This window comes from Ancylobacter sonchi (assembly GCF_018390695.1).
GTDB lineage: Bacteria > Pseudomonadota > Alphaproteobacteria > Rhizobiales > Xanthobacteraceae > Ancylobacter > Ancylobacter sonchi.
Genome location: NZ_JAHBGF010000028.1, coordinates 36,354 through 50,061, shown reverse-complemented (window position 1 = coordinate 50,061; position 13,708 = coordinate 36,354). Strand labels below are relative to the sequence as shown.

The window sequence follows — 13,708 nt, the reverse complement described above, 5'->3', positions numbered from 1 at the left end:
TCCGGGGCGTCCGCCCGCCGCTTCCGCAGCGCAGTCGTCGATTTTGCACTGCAACATCATGAACTTGTTCGTTCTTTCGTGGAACTCGACAGGTTTCAAGCTGCGCACTAGCTTGCACGCGATACGCAATGGCGCCATCCGACCCAACAATGCCGCCATCCACTGGAGGAAACCAATGACCAAGATGCTCCGCGGGGCCATCGTCGCCGCCGTGCTCGCCAGTTGCATCCCGTTCGCCGGCGCGCAGGCCGAGGTGGCGGAACTCAAGATCATGGCGCCGGCCGCGCCCGGCGGCGGTTGGGACCAGACCGCGCGCTCGATGCAGCACGTGCTGCAGACTGACAAGCTGGTGTCCAACGTGCAGGTGCTGAACGTGCCCGGCGCCGGCGGCACCATCGGCCTCGCGCAGTTCGTCAACGCGTCCAAGGGCGACCCCCATGCGCTGATCGTCGGCGGCTATGTGATGGTCGGCGCCATCCTCACCAACAAGTCGCCGGTCACCCTCGACCAGGTGACGCCCCTCGCCCGCCTCACAGGCGAGTTCGAGGCCATCGCGGTGCCGGCCAATTCGCCGCTGAAGTCGATGGCCGACCTCGTCGCGGCGCTGAAGGCGGATCCGGCCAAGGTCTCCTGGGCCGGCGGCTCGGCGGGCGGCACGGACCATATCGCGGCCGGCCTGATCCTGAAGGCGATCGGCGGCGACCCGAAGAAGCTCAACTACATCGCCTTCTCCGGCGGCGGCGAATCGCTCGCCTCGATCCTCGGCGGCAAGGTGTCGGTCGGCATTTCCAGCCTGTCCGAGTTCGACGCCCAGGCCAAGGCCGGCAAGCTGCGCATCCTCGGCGTGTCGAGCGCCCAGCGCCTGCCGGACGCCCCGGACGTGCCGACCTTCAAGGAATCCGGCGTCAACGTCGAGATCCAGAACTGGCGCATGGTCGCCGCTGCCCCCGGCATCACCCCGGAGCAGAAGAAGGAGCTCTCGGCGGTCATCGAGAAGATGGCGAAGTCCAAGGCCTGGACCGACATGCTGAAGCAGAAGGGCTGGGCGGACACCTATCTCGCCGGCGAAGCCTTCGAGAAGCAGCTCGCCATCGACATCGCCAACACCGCCGCGGTGCTGAAGGAAATCGGCCTCGTGCAGTGAGGCGGCGGGCGCCGTCGGCGTGAGCGACGGCGCCCACCCCTCCGATCCCATGCCGCCCGGGCGCTCCAGTGCCCGGGCGTTTCCTTAAAGGACGACGCCACCGTCCCTTACGTCAACGGCACCCCGGCGGACCGCACCGCCAGCATCGCCCCGCCGGTACCACGCCGCCGGTACCACGCCGCCAGTATCACGCCGCCAGTATCACGCCGCTCTGCGTCCGACCCGTCCGGTCCCATCCGAGACACCCCAGAGGCACCTCATGTCCGACCCGACCCCGCTCTCCTCCGGCTCGAAGCCGGACAAGGCCCGCTTCGTCATCGCGCTGGCACTCGCCGTGCTCGCCGCCGTCATCGGCTGGGAAGCCTGGCGGCTGGCGCAGATCCCCTCCTACAGCGCGGTCGGACCGGCCGCCTTCCCGACCCTGATCGCCATCGGCCTCGGCCTGCTCGCCATCGCCAATGCGGTCGAGGCGATGAAGGGCGTCGAGGAGGAGCGGCCGCACGACGAGATCCGCCCGATCTTCTGGGTGCTCGCCGGCCTCGTCGGGCAGATCGTGCTGCTGCCCTTCGCCGGCTTCTCCATCGCCACAGGCTGGCTGTTCGCCGCCACCGCCAAGGGGTTCGGGCGCGGGCCGATCTGGGCGCACTTCCTCGCCGGCGCGGCGATCTGCTTCGTGATCTATCTCATCTTCGCCAAGGGCCTGCAGCTGTCGCTGCCAGCCGGCCCCATCGAACGGCTGATCTGAGGAGCGCGCACTCATGGATACTTTCGGCGCTCTCGCACAGGGTCTGATGGTTGCGCTGCAGCCGATGAACCTCGTCTTCGCCTTCTTCGGCGTCATGCTCGGCACCGCCGTCGGCGTGCTGCCGGGCATCGGGCCGGCGCTCACCGTGGCGCTGCTGCTGCCCATCACCTTCAAGCTCGATCCGGCCGGCTCGCTGATCATGTTCGCCGGCATCTATTATGGCGGCATGTATGGCGGCTCCACCGCCTCGATCCTCTTGAACACGCCGGGTGAAAGCTCGTCCATCGTCACGGCGCTGGAAGGCAACAAGATGGCCCGCGCCGGGCGCGGCGGGCCGGCGCTCGCCACCGCCGCCATCGGATCCTTCGTCGCCGGCACCATCGCCACCATCGGGCTGGCGCTGATCGCCCCCACCGTGGTCGACATCGCCATCTCCTTCGGGCCGGAGGATTATTTCGCGCTGATGATCCTCGCCTTCACCACGGTGTCGGCGGCGTTCGGCTCCTCGGTGACGCGCGGGCTCACCTCGCTGTTCATCGGCCTCTCCCTCGGCCTCGTCGGCATCGACCTGCAGAGCGGGCAGGCCCGCGTCTCGTTCGGCGTGCCGGACCTGCTTGACGGCGTCGAGGTGACGACGCTCGCCGTCGCGCTGTTCGCCATCGGCGAGACGCTGTCGGTCGCCGCCGCCGGTGCGCGCGCGGAAGAGGTGATCGAGCCGGTGCGCGGCTCGGTGTTCATGAACAAGGAGGACTGGAAGCGCTCCTGGTGGCCATGGATTCGCGGCACCTTCCTCGGCTTCCCCATCGGCGCCATGCCGGCGGGCGGCGCGGAGATCCCGACCTTCCTGTCCTATGCGCTGGAAAAGCGGCTGTGCAAGAAGCCGGACGAGTTCGGCAACGGCGCCATCGAGGGCGTCGCCGGACCGGAAGCGGCCAACAATGCGGCGGCGGCCGGCGTGCTGGTGCCGCTGCTCACCCTCGGCCTGCCGACCTCGGCGACGGCGGCGATCATGCTGGCCGGCTTCCAGCAATACGGCATGAACCCCGGCCCGCTGCTGTTCGCCACCAATCCGGACCTGGTCTGGGGCCTGATCGCCTCGCTGTTCATCGCCAACATCATGCTGCTGATCCTCAATCTGCCGCTGGTCGGCATGTGGGTGAAGCTCCTGGCGATCCCGCGTCCGTGGCTCTATGGCGGCATCCTCGTCTTCGCGACGCTGGGCACGCTCGGCGCCAACCCGTCGCTGGTCGAGCTCGGCATGCTCCTGATCTTCGGCCTGCTCGGCTATGTGCTGCGCCGCTACGACTACCCGATCGCGCCGGTGGTGGTCGGCCTCATCCTCGGCCCGCTCGCCGAGCAGCAGCTGCGCCGCGCGCTCGCCATCAGCGTCGGCGACCCGCTGGTGCTGTTCCAGAGCCCGGTGGCGCTGACGCTTTACACGCTGGCCGCGCTCGCTTTGTTCGGGCCGCTGCTGTTCTACCTCATCACCGGCCGCAAGGCGCCGGTGGGTGGCGACGAGGACTGATCCCCTCCCCGCATCGACATCAAGGGCCCGGCCGCGCGCCGGGCCTTTTCGTTTCAGAACAGGCTGAGCTGCGAGGACGCCGGCCGGGCGGGCGCGCGCTCCTCATCCTCGGGCGGGTCCGCCTTCGCCGCCCCGCGCGCGACGACGATCAGCCCGTCATCCGGCAGCGGGCGCTGAAGCGACCTCGCCTCCTCCCATGGCGCGCGCAGCCAGATCTCCCGCTCCTCGCGCGTAGTGAGGATCACCGGCATCGCCTTGGGGTGAATCGGCTCGACCACCGCATTGGGAGCGCAGGTGAGGAAGCCGAACAGCTCGTGCCGCCCCTCCACCGGCTCGGCCCTCGTGCCGCGCGTGCCCTGCCACGCCGTCCACAGGCCGGCGAAGAAAGCGAGCGGCCGGCTCTCGTCGCGGGCGAACCAGACGATGTCGCGGCGCCCGCTGACCGGGTCCGGCGTCGGCGCGTATTCCGAGAAGGAGGTGAACGGCACCAGGCAGCGATGCGCCGGGCCGAGCCATGCGCGCCAGTGCGGCGAGGCGAGGTTGCGGATATTGGTCACCGGCGGCCCGCCATGGCCCACCGGCGGCGGCATGCCCCAGCGGGCCCGGGCCAGCTCGCGGCCGCCGCCGGTTGCGAGGCGCACCACCGGCGCCGGCTGGTCGGGAAAGATCGCCGGTTGCGGCGGCATGTTGCCGGCGTGATTGTCCAGCGTGCCGACCAGATCGGCGATCGCCTGGGCATTGGTCTTCAGGCTGTAGAGATTGCACATCGGTCCAGACTAGCGCAGCGCCGGCGCCGATCAATCCGACCGGCCACCGCACCGGCCTCGAGGCGACGCCCGCGACGACAATTCAATTTGCACAATTGAACAAATTCGATACCAATCGTATCAACGCGCCTTCCGCCACGCATAGGACGGGATATGGAATGTGTAGCGCGCCGCCCATTCCACCGGCACGTCCTCGATATCCGGCGCATTGGCACTGACCAGGGTGAACAGGCCGGGTTGCGCGCCCTTGCGCAACCGCTTCAGGAAGGTCCGGCCGTCGAGCAGGCGCACGATGCACATGCGCCCGACCAGCTGGGCCGGATCCTCGCTGTGCCGGTGATAGCCGATCAGGTCGCCATCCTCGAAGATCGGGTACTGGCTGTCGCCGCGCACCACCAGCGCGATGCTGCCATAGGGCACCGGGAAGTCCAGCTCGACCTCCTCCAAACCGTCGCCCTTGCTGAGATCGTCGATGGAGAACACCTCGGCGCCGGCGCCGACATAGCCGAGCACCATCACGGTGTTGCGCTTGTCCGGCGCCCCCTCGCCCGACCATAGCCACACCGGCGAGACGCGAAAGGCGCCGGCATATTTGTCCACCGCCTCGCGCTTCAGCCCGCGCACCCCATTCTCATGCGCACGGTAGGTCACCTCGTTCCAGCCGAACGCCCGCGCCGCCTCCGCCGCGCTCCGATAACCCGCCTCCTCGCGCGCGCGCCGCAACCGCTCCGCCATCTCCATCGCCGGATTCTCCGCTTCCATGATGCAAATCGTATCACAGGTATTGATACAAATCGAATTGATGCTACGATACGTTTCGAATTGTCTGATGGGAGACGACAAGCACCATGACCCGTTACACCCCCATACTCGATAACTGGCTGGCCGAACTGGATCGCGGGCACATTTCTGGAGCGATTTTCGACGCTATGCCGGTCGAGGACCACGGCTGGAAGCCGGCCCCGCCCAGGATGACCACCGGCCGGCAGCCCCGGCCGCCGGCCCACCGCGCCGGCCCGACGGAACTGCCTGCCGGCCCGGCGACGCTCGTCCCCGCGCTTCCGCCGCCGGCGGAGCCGCAGCCACCGGCACCGCCCGCGCAGGACCAGGCCGCGCAGGACCAGGCCCCGCCCACCCCGGCCGTCCCGTTGCTCGCCCGCACGGATTTCCAATGCGCCTGGATCGTCGGGGGTGGCGCCGACGGCTTCGTCCTGTGCTGCGGCGCGCCGGTGATGCGCCACGGCCAGTCCTGGTGCGAACCGCACGCCCGCCGGGTAATTCGCCCAGCGAGTTGGAACGCCTATGCCCGCGCGGGCCAGCCGGAGTCGGCTGACAGGCGCGCTGCCGATATCCGCCCGACCCCATTTCGCGCTTAGAACAAAACGGAAACATTTATGGCCCGCAGCCGACAGAAGAACCGCCTTCGCACCGCATCCGGCCGCCTGTCGCGCTCCGTCGCGGCGCAGCGTGCCGCCGAAGCCGACGCGATGGCCGTCGCCCTCGCCCAGCCGCATCGCCGCCATCTGCCGAGCGAGGCCCGGCAGAGCCGGCTCGCCGAGAGCGAGCTCGGCCGCCTCCACCTCGCCGGCCTTATCTCGGAAGCCGAGCTTGATGCCGGCCAGCGCTATCGGCGGCTCGCCATCGCCTATCGCCATGCGATCGCCGCCCCCGGCGAGGCGGTCTCCGCCCTCGGCCGCCTCTCCCCCGCCGCCGGCGCGAGCCCGCCGCTCGCTCCCGACAGCACCGAGGCGCATCACGCCCGGCTCGACCGTCGATATGGCGCCGCCCGGGCCGCCTTGCGGGCCCTGCCCGACCGTGCGCGCGTCGCCGCCGTCCTCGACCGCGTCGCACTGCACGACGCACCGATCGGCGGCGATGGGACCCTCCTGAAGGCCGCCCTATCGGCTCTTGTCGCGCTGTGGAAGCTGGCACCGGAACCCGCCAGCATGATCCGGCGCGCCCACGACTGGCACAACCCTTCGATACAAAGTAAATACAAAGCACTATTCGATGACGATGGCAGTTGACATGTAGAAGTATGAAATATAATCTAAGCACGAAATCACATAATGAGAACTATTCATCCAGTAAAAATATTCGTTTTATTTTGATATATCCATTAGACATAACACTCTGGACACCGATCCATCCGTCGACACGATAACGTCCTGAACGCCCCCGCCGATCCCCTCGAACGCGCACCAGATCGCCGAGCGCTACGGATCGGCAGTCGACATCGCCCCACGCTCCGGTTGCCTGATCCGCCCGCCTGATGGTCCGGCCGCAGCTCGACATGCACAACGGCGAAAACCGGCGTCGACCAGCTGAGGACCTCCGGCACCGACATCGCCCTGACCGGCAGACAGCCGCTCGGACACCCGCACGCCCGTCAGCACGCCGACCGACGCGAACCGCGTCGACGGCCCCAGCATCGCCGCCTCCGGCACTACCTTCGACAACCACCCGATCACCGTCGCGCCGCGTCCCACCGACATGGCGTCCGACGATCCCGGCTACCGCCGCCGGCGCAGATCCTGCACCTGTGCGTTACCCTCACCGGCAACACCGCCATCGACTTGGCCTTCGGTGTGCCGCGCGGCATTCAGCCATTCCCTGCTCTGGCCTTCCAACACCCTTACGTCGACATTCAACACGGATGCCTTCGGCACTCCCGCCTGCCTGCCGGCGACGGTCGGGGTGAACGGCAAACCCGGCCCGATTGGCTTGACGTCATTCGGAGGCAATAAGCGCCAGTCCAGTTAGCCGGCTCAACGACCGCGCCATCGTCTGAGCCCCACCCACCCCTTCCGTTCGAAGCCGTCCCATCGGGCGGCTTTTTCATTTCTGGAGCCTCGTCATGACCCAACCGAAGCTGCGCAAGCAGCCCGCGCGCGCCGATGGTCCGCCGGCGGCTACCCTCACGCCGCCCCCGCCGCCGCCCTGGATCGTGGAAGCGCGGCGCCACCTCGACCTGCGGGAGATCAAGGGGCCCCGGCATGCCCCGGCGATCCTGCGCATGCTGGAGGCGCTCAACGCCCCGTTCCGCGACGACGAGACCGCCTGGTGCGGCACCTTCGCCGGCTGGTGCATCGCCGCCACCCTGCCGGGCGATACGCTGCCGCCCGATCCCTGGGCATCGATCAACTGGCTGAAATTCGGCACCGGGCTGGTGACGCCGGCCTATGGCTGCGTCGGCGTGTTCTGGCGCGGCGCGCCCTCCTCCTGGCAGGGCCATGTCGGCTTTCTCGTCGGCCAGGATCGCGGCGGTTACCACGTGCTCGGCGGCAACCAGTCCGACGCCGTCACCGTCGCCCGCATCGCCCGCAGCCGGCTGCGCCCCGGCGGCCTGCGCTGGCCCGCGACCTTCGTCTTCCCGCCCTCGCCGCTGCCGATGCAGGCGCCGAGCGGCACGCTCTCCGTCAACGAGGCCTGAGGAGGCCACCATGTCCGCCAATGTCCCCACCCTGACCCGTGCCGTGCGCGACGCCGTCCGCGCCGCCCTCCGCATGCCCGGCAATGGCACCGCCGGCACCGAGGCCGAGCGGATCGCCGGGCAGGTGCTGAGCGAGCTCTCCCGCCAGCCGGCGGTCCGCGACGCCCTCGCGCGGCTGGATCACCGCACCAATGCCGAACCCTGGTACCAGTCGCGGGTGACGCTTGGCGCCCTCGTCGCGCTGGTCGGCGGGCTCTATGCGCTGGCGCTCGACATCGCCGACGGCTCGCCGCCCAGCGTCGAGGCGCTCACCTCCCAGCTCACCGCCATTCTCGGCGCCGTCACCGTGCTCTACGGCCGCTGGCGCGCGCGAAAACCGCTGGGAGGGTGACCGGGATGGAGAACGAGCCCGCGGAATCCGTCGTGCTCGTCGTCTCGCGGCAGGAGCTCGGCGATCTGATCGAGCGATCGGTGAGGCGGGGTCTCGCCGATGCCGGCCTCCATCTCGAGGACAAGAACGACCGCGAGGAGGCCCGCAAGGATTTCTGGTTCCTGCGGCGCTGGCGCCGGGCCATGGACGGCGCGGCGGCGAAGATCGGCTACACCGTGCTCGCCCTCGTCACCGGCGGCGTGCTGATCGTCGTCTGGGCCGGGCTGCGCATCCAGATCTTCCGGCCCTGACACCGGAGCGCGGGGACCGGGACGCGCGGATGTCGCCGGCGGTCCGCGCCATCAGGCGTTGGCGGCGGGCGGCGGGGAGACCTCCGGCGCCGCCTCATGCTCCTCGGCATAGATCCACGCCTTCTTGGCCGCCACATCGGCGGTCTCGCCGCTCGACAGCGCCTTGATGTAGGGCGCCGGGATCAGGAACTTGGTGCCCTGCACCTTGCGCAGCGGATTGCCCTCCTCCAGCAGCCGCTTGCGGATGGTGAGCGCGCGGGTGACGTCGTCGAAGATGTAGAGCGCGAGGCCCGCCGCATTGTGCTGGTGCGGGTGGCCGTTGGTGAGGCCGACGCGCAGCGTGTTGCAGAACACGAAGATGGCGACCTGGTCCTCCTGCAGGATGGAATCGTAGAGCGCGACGGTGACTTCCGGCCGCAGCAATTCGCTCTGCAGCGTGTGCACCTTGAGGTCGCGGCTCGGATCGGTCTCCGGCGTGTCCTTCAGCTCCATCCAGTTGGCGTAGAGGTTGCGCAGGGTGGCGAGATAGCCGGTGATCCGGTGGATGGCGTCGTCGCGCGTGCTCGCCGCGTGGCTGTAGACCACGCCGATATAGGCGAGCGCACCGGCCGTCACCGTGGCGAGCGCGCCGATCACCGCGCCGGTGAAGCCCAGCCAGTTCGACAGCGCCTCGCTGTTGATGCCCACCACCAGCCGGTTCCAGAACGTCGTCGCCACGGCAAATCCGAGGCACAGGCCCAGCACCACGCAGAGGCCGCAGATCACCGCCATCCGCACGTTTTCTCTCATCAAATCCCCCTTCGAGCGCGGCGGACCATAGCAGCGCGCCGGCAGGCGTTCCAACCGGCCCGAGAGCGCTTTGTCCGGCATTTCGTCGGCCGGCGCGCGCCACGTCGGGCGCCGATCGGTCTGCCGAAGGGAAAACCGAGCCGTCCGCCCGTCCGCGACGCCGGCGGCCTCGCCGGGACGCAAGCCTTCCCGCTCCAGCGACAGGAAGCCGCCGCCCGACGCCCCCGCGTCGGCGGATCCGACCCGCCCTGCCGTCAGCCCCCTCTGCCCGGTGCCGTCCGCGAACGTCGGCGGCACCGGAATTCCCCGCGGTTGGGCACAGCGCCCAGCCTTTTTTTTTCCTGAACCAATGAGGTTAGCAACAATGACGACCGTACGTTTCGACACCCTCGCCGACGCCATCGCGGCGGGCACTCAGACCCCTCCGCCGGATGACGTGTTCATAGACGGCTATGCGGCGCCCGGCGATGGCGGCGCCTCGCATTATCGGGTGGCCCTCGACGCGCAGGGCGACCCGATCGTCGCGAACGGGATGCCGCTCCTCGGCACCGAACTGATCGTCGGCGGCAATTTCACCACCGATCCGACCGCGCTCCCGAACACCCCCTGGACGCTGGTCAACTTCACCTGGGGCAGCGGCGTTCTCAGCGGTTCCAGTTTGTCGGAGGTCGTCACCTATGACTTTCGCGCGGCCGGCGCGACCAATCCGCTGCCGGCACCCGGCACGGCCATGCAGTGGAAGGTGAAAACCAACTCAGGCGGCACCACCGGCCGCCTGATGGCCATCGTTCTCAACACCGATCCGGACAAGAACCGTACGCTGGAAGACGTCGGCGGTGCGGCTACGCACACGCTTTCGTTCTATCTTCGCGAAGGCGACTACGGATTGCAGCTTTCCGGCACGACCAGCTTCAATCGCACGATCGACAACTTTTCCCTCATCGAATACCGCGATCAGGGCCAGGTGAATCTGTTCGGTTATACCTACCTGCCGATGCCGATCGGCTGGAACGAAGATGTGACGACGCCGTACACCGGCGTGCTGACGCCGGAGATGTTCGGATCCGGCGCGAAGATCGACGACACCGTCGCCTACCAGCGTGACGACGATGCTTTCCGGCGGCTGGTGCTGCGCACCAACAACCTCGTGGCAGGCGGCTACGCGCCGACCATCGAAGCGCGGGGCCGCTACAAATGTGCGCTTGCCCGCCATCGGATCTCGGTCCCGAAAGGGCGGGACGTCTCGGTCGATTTCGGCACGTCCGGATTCGTCGACCTCTCGGCGGGCTCGATCACGCGCGCCGAGCCGTGGCTCAGCATCCGCGGACCGATCTATACCGGAACCAAAACGCGCCTGGCCCTTCCGGCGAGTGCGGGGGCGACCAGCCTCGGCGTGAGCGACACGACGGGCTTTTCCATCGGCGACTGGCTGGCGGTCACCAGCACCCATCAGTATTGGATCGGCGTGTCCGGCGTCAAAGGCTACGGCATCGCCTATGCGGGCGAGATGGCGCAGATCCGCGACGTCACGGACGCAACGACCTTCAAACTCGGCTCGGGCCTGCTCGAAAGCTACACCCTCGCGGCCGATCCGGTGGCCCTGCCGGTCAATGTGCGCAGGCTGGAACTGGGCGGCACCTGCACGGTCAGCCATTTCCGCGCACGAGGGCCGGGCGACGGCCAGTCCGAGAGCAATGATGAGGAGGACGAGTATCTGCGCACGGCGGCGATATCCCCGCTGTCGATCACCGGGTTCGAGCGGATCCTGGTGGAAAAGTCGCACTGCGAGAACTTCAAGGGATCGTCGATCGTCCTGGCGATTTACGTGTCCGCGAAGGTCGATTCACCCTACACGCTCGGACGCGACTACACGGACTCCAGCAATACCTCGCCCATCAGCCAGAGATTCTACGGCATCTCCCTGCAGGGCGGCGTCGCCGCGGCCGTCAACGATCCCGATGGCAAATATTGCCGTCGCTCGGTCGATTGCGGATTCGCGAATCTCGTCAACTACATGTCCGATTCGACGGTCAGCGCCGAAGGGCTGATCTGCAGCGACGTCGTGGTCACCGGCGGCGAAACGTTCGAGAGCGAGAACCCGCCCGGCGGGCATGAGGTCAACAACTTTTCGCTGATCAACCATCTCGCCCGCAACGTGGACGGGATGACGCTGCGCGGCAAGAACTACAATATCGTCGGCCTGCGCATGACCGGCGGCGGCATCGGTATCGGCGGGGATATCACGACCGCCCCCTCCACTTATACCGAGACCCCGTTCGCCGGGCGGATCAACATCGCCGACAGCGAAATCGGCGGCCCGATCGTGGCCCGCGCGAGCTTCGAGAGCCTCCGGGTGGTCAATAGCCGCGTGCGCGCCGCGACGCCGCTCCAGCTGATCGGCAAGCACCAATCGCACGTCGCGGTACTGGACTGCGACCTCGAAGGCGACGGCACCGGGCCGATCATCTGGTTCCGGTATCCCGAGAAGCTCAGCGGCTCGGATATCCTGATCCGTGGCAACCGCTTGGCAGGCGGCACCTACGGCTTCGTGCATGATGGTTCCACGACGGAAATGGTGAGCGAGATCGACATCGACAGCAATGTGTTCGAGGACATCTCGGACGCCTATACCAGCATGCCACGCGGCGGTGGGAGGAGTTGGTCCACTGACGGCTCGCTGCGGATCATCAACAACCGTCAGCGCGGGACGCCGCCGACTTCGGTATCCGATACCGGTACCATCATCATCTCGCGATACGGCAACGAGTTCGGCGACGGCTATCTCACGCTCGACGCCGCGAGCGGGGTGATCAGCCTGCCGGCCCGCAACGACCTGCCGCTGCGAGAGATCCGCGTCTCCGACATCGTGGGAACCCAGACCATCACCGCGATTACCGGTGCGATGGAAGGGCGTATCCTCACCTTTCGGATACGGGGTACCTACGCCGTGACGCTGGACAGCAGCGCCTCGGGTGGAAACCTGGAGCTCGGCTCCGACATCGTCATCACGTCGGATACCCAGCGTGTGGGGATGATCTATTCCGGCGGGGCGTGGCGGAAGCTGTTCTCGACGGTGTGACCGCGCGCGGTCCGATCACCGGCGCCGCCTCGACCCGTAGGGTGTGACAGCAGGGCAGGTTCCCCCTGCCTTGCTGGAGCGCCGGCGTACCGATGGACCGTCGGCGCTCCGGCGCGGCCTTCGGGTCAGGCGCGGCCACGCTACCCGCTCCGATGAGACGCCGATCGCGCCTTGCCCGGAGCGGCAGACGACAAATCCACCGGGCTCGATCCCCACGAGCCCGGTGGAGCGCGATGGGCGGCGGATGGTCGGGGTAGACGCCCGGCTGCGGCGCCAGATTGCCGACGCCATTGCGGAGTGTCCCGACCAGATCGGTGATCGCGACGAGGTTGGATTTGTGGCTGGAGAGGTTGCACATGGCCGTCGCACTGCCAATCTCTCGTCGAGCCGACAGCTACAGCAGAGGAGAGTCGCATGCGCCACACCACCGAACGCCGCCCGCGTCGTCGCGTCCGCATCATGCCTGTGGGCTGATCCCCACTCTTCCGGAGAGAGACGTTCAGCGCTTTTTCGTTTTGGGCGGGAACACAGGCGGAACGATTCCCACGGTTCTTCCACGGGTTCGTTCGCTGTGCTGTGCAAACGGTCGCGCGCCGGTGCGTTGCCGCACCTGGCGAATATCGAACTCAAGTGATTGAAGAACTTGGAGCCTGATGGTGGGCGATGCAGGGATTGAACCTGCGACCCCTCCCGTGTGAAGGGAGTGCTCTCCCGCTGAGCTAATCGCCCGCCGCCATCAAGGTGGCGCGATTTACTGGCTCCACCCGATGGGTGTCAAGCGGGCATCGCCGCCATCCACGCCTCAGATGCGTCTTCCGCCTCCCGCCCGGCCCCACCGGGCGCGGTGCGGCGGCGGTTCAGGCGCGCACCAGCAACCGCGCCACCGTCGCCGGCAACAGGTCGAAATGCTCGATCAGCACGTCGCCGCCCAGTTCGGCGGCCGGCGTCTCGGTATAGCCGAACGGCACCACGATCGAGGGCACGCGGGCATTCTTCGCCGTCGTCACGTCGGTGAGGCTGTCGCCGACCATGATCGCCAGCGCCCGGTCGCCGCCGGCCGCCTCGATGGTGCCGATCAGGTGCCCGGCATCCGGCTTGTGGACGGCGAAGGTGTCGGAGCCGGCGATCACCGCGAAACGGTCGGCCATCTCCAGCCGCTCCAGCAGGCGGCGCGACAGCCATTCCAGCTTGTTGGTGCACACGGCGAGCACGTGCCCCTCCTCCGCCAGCCGGTCGAGCGCGTCGAGCAGGCCGGGGAAGGGCCGCGATTCGTCGGCGATGTGCTCGGCATAATGGTCGAGGAAGCTGAGATAGAGCTCCTCCACCCGCTCCTGCGGCAGCACGAGGCCGGCGGCGTCGAGCCCACGCTGCACCAGCGCCTTGGCTCCGGCGCCGATCATCTTGCGCGTGTCGTCATGCGACAGCGGTTCGACGCCGGCCTCGCGGAGGATGACGTCGAGCGTGTTCAAGAGGTCCGGCGCGGTGTCGACGAGCGTGCCGTCGAGGTCGAAGGCGATGACGGGCGGGCGGGCAACAGGGGACATG

The 13,708-nt window shown here is 68.0% G+C and carries 13 protein-coding genes and 1 tRNA gene; 9 read left to right on the top strand and 5 right to left on the bottom strand.

The genetic code is table 11. The annotated features are described in order from the left end of the window. Positions 1 to 175 precede the first annotated feature (175 nt). The 3 genes from KHC28_RS15660 (at position 176) to KHC28_RS15650 (ending at position 3,414) form a co-directional block, all read left to right on the top strand. Entirely contained in the window at positions 176 to 1,144 is a 969-nt protein-coding gene (locus tag KHC28_RS15660; protein ID WP_214009299.1) for a Bug family tripartite tricarboxylate transporter substrate binding protein, read from the top strand. Between the two features lie 259 nt (positions 1,145 to 1,403). Then, complete coding sequence (locus KHC28_RS15655; protein WP_214009298.1) at positions 1,404 to 1,889, top strand: tripartite tricarboxylate transporter TctB family protein; 486 nt, start codon at positions 1,404 to 1,406, stop codon at positions 1,887 to 1,889. 13 nt (positions 1,890 to 1,902) lie between these two features. Further along, complete coding sequence (locus tag KHC28_RS15650; RefSeq protein WP_214009297.1) at positions 1,903 to 3,414, top strand: tripartite tricarboxylate transporter permease; 1,512 nt, start codon at positions 1,903 to 1,905, stop codon at positions 3,412 to 3,414. A 53-nt stretch (positions 3,415 to 3,467) separates the two neighbouring features. Here KHC28_RS15650 and KHC28_RS15645 read toward each other — a convergent pair whose 3' ends face one another. Together KHC28_RS15645 and KHC28_RS15640 are read right to left on the bottom strand one after the other, a co-directional pair. Continuing rightward, on the bottom strand, positions 3,468 to 4,181 hold the full coding sequence (locus KHC28_RS15645; RefSeq protein ID WP_214009296.1) for an SOS response-associated peptidase: 714 nt from the start codon (positions 4,179 to 4,181) through the stop codon (positions 3,468 to 3,470). A gap of 120 nt (positions 4,182 to 4,301) precedes the next feature. Then, positions 4,302 to 4,943, bottom strand: a complete 642-nt coding sequence (locus tag KHC28_RS15640) for an XRE family transcriptional regulator (protein WP_246564897.1) — start codon at positions 4,941 to 4,943, stop codon at positions 4,302 to 4,304. Between the two features lie 86 nt (positions 4,944 to 5,029). On the opposite strand from KHC28_RS15640, the gene KHC28_RS15635 reads away from it, so the two are divergent. The 5 genes from KHC28_RS15635 to KHC28_RS15615 all read left to right on the top strand — a co-directional run bounded on the left by KHC28_RS15635 (position 5,030) and on the right by KHC28_RS15615 (position 8,295). Further along, positions 5,030 to 5,557 carry a hypothetical protein gene (locus tag KHC28_RS15635; protein ID WP_214009295.1) on the top strand — a complete coding sequence of 176 codons (528 nt, stop codon included), beginning with the start codon at positions 5,030 to 5,032 and terminating at the stop codon, positions 5,555 to 5,557. An 18-nt stretch (positions 5,558 to 5,575) separates the two neighbouring features. Then, positions 5,576 to 6,208, top strand: a complete 633-nt coding sequence (locus KHC28_RS15630) for a hypothetical protein (protein WP_214009294.1) — start codon at positions 5,576 to 5,578, stop codon at positions 6,206 to 6,208. 830 nt (positions 6,209 to 7,038) lie between these two features. Next, the gene (locus KHC28_RS15625; RefSeq protein WP_214009293.1) at positions 7,039 to 7,614 is read left to right on the top strand and encodes a TIGR02594 family protein; all 576 of its coding nucleotides are present in this window, start codon (positions 7,039 to 7,041) and stop codon (positions 7,612 to 7,614) included. 10 nt (positions 7,615 to 7,624) lie between these two features. Continuing rightward, on the top strand, positions 7,625 to 8,005 hold the full coding sequence (locus tag KHC28_RS15620) for a hypothetical protein (RefSeq protein WP_214009292.1): 381 nt from the start codon (positions 7,625 to 7,627) through the stop codon (positions 8,003 to 8,005). A 5-nt stretch (positions 8,006 to 8,010) separates the two neighbouring features. Then, positions 8,011 to 8,295, top strand: a complete 285-nt coding sequence (locus tag KHC28_RS15615) for a hypothetical protein (RefSeq protein ID WP_214009291.1) — start codon at positions 8,011 to 8,013, stop codon at positions 8,293 to 8,295. Between the two features lie 51 nt (positions 8,296 to 8,346). Here the strand turns inward: KHC28_RS15615 and KHC28_RS15610 are convergent, their stop codons facing one another. Continuing rightward, positions 8,347 to 9,084 (bottom strand): hypothetical protein, encoded by a 738-nt coding sequence (locus KHC28_RS15610; protein ID WP_214009290.1) that lies wholly within the window; start codon positions 9,082 to 9,084, stop codon positions 8,347 to 8,349. A 364-nt stretch (positions 9,085 to 9,448) separates the two neighbouring features. Between KHC28_RS15610 and KHC28_RS15605 the strand changes: the two genes are divergently transcribed. Further along, positions 9,449 to 12,163: a hypothetical protein gene (locus KHC28_RS15605; protein ID WP_214009289.1), complete on the top strand. Its 2,715-nt coding sequence runs from the start codon at positions 9,449 to 9,451 to the stop codon at positions 12,161 to 12,163. Between the two features lie 654 nt (positions 12,164 to 12,817). Here KHC28_RS15605 and KHC28_RS15600 read toward each other — a convergent pair. Continuing rightward, a tRNA-Val gene (locus tag KHC28_RS15600) sits at positions 12,818 to 12,892 on the bottom strand. Between the two features lie 128 nt (positions 12,893 to 13,020). Next, positions 13,021 to 13,707 carry an HAD-IA family hydrolase gene (locus KHC28_RS15595; RefSeq protein WP_214009288.1) on the bottom strand — a complete coding sequence of 229 codons (687 nt, stop codon included), beginning with the start codon at positions 13,705 to 13,707 and terminating at the stop codon, positions 13,021 to 13,023. Position 13,708 lies beyond the last annotated feature (1 nt).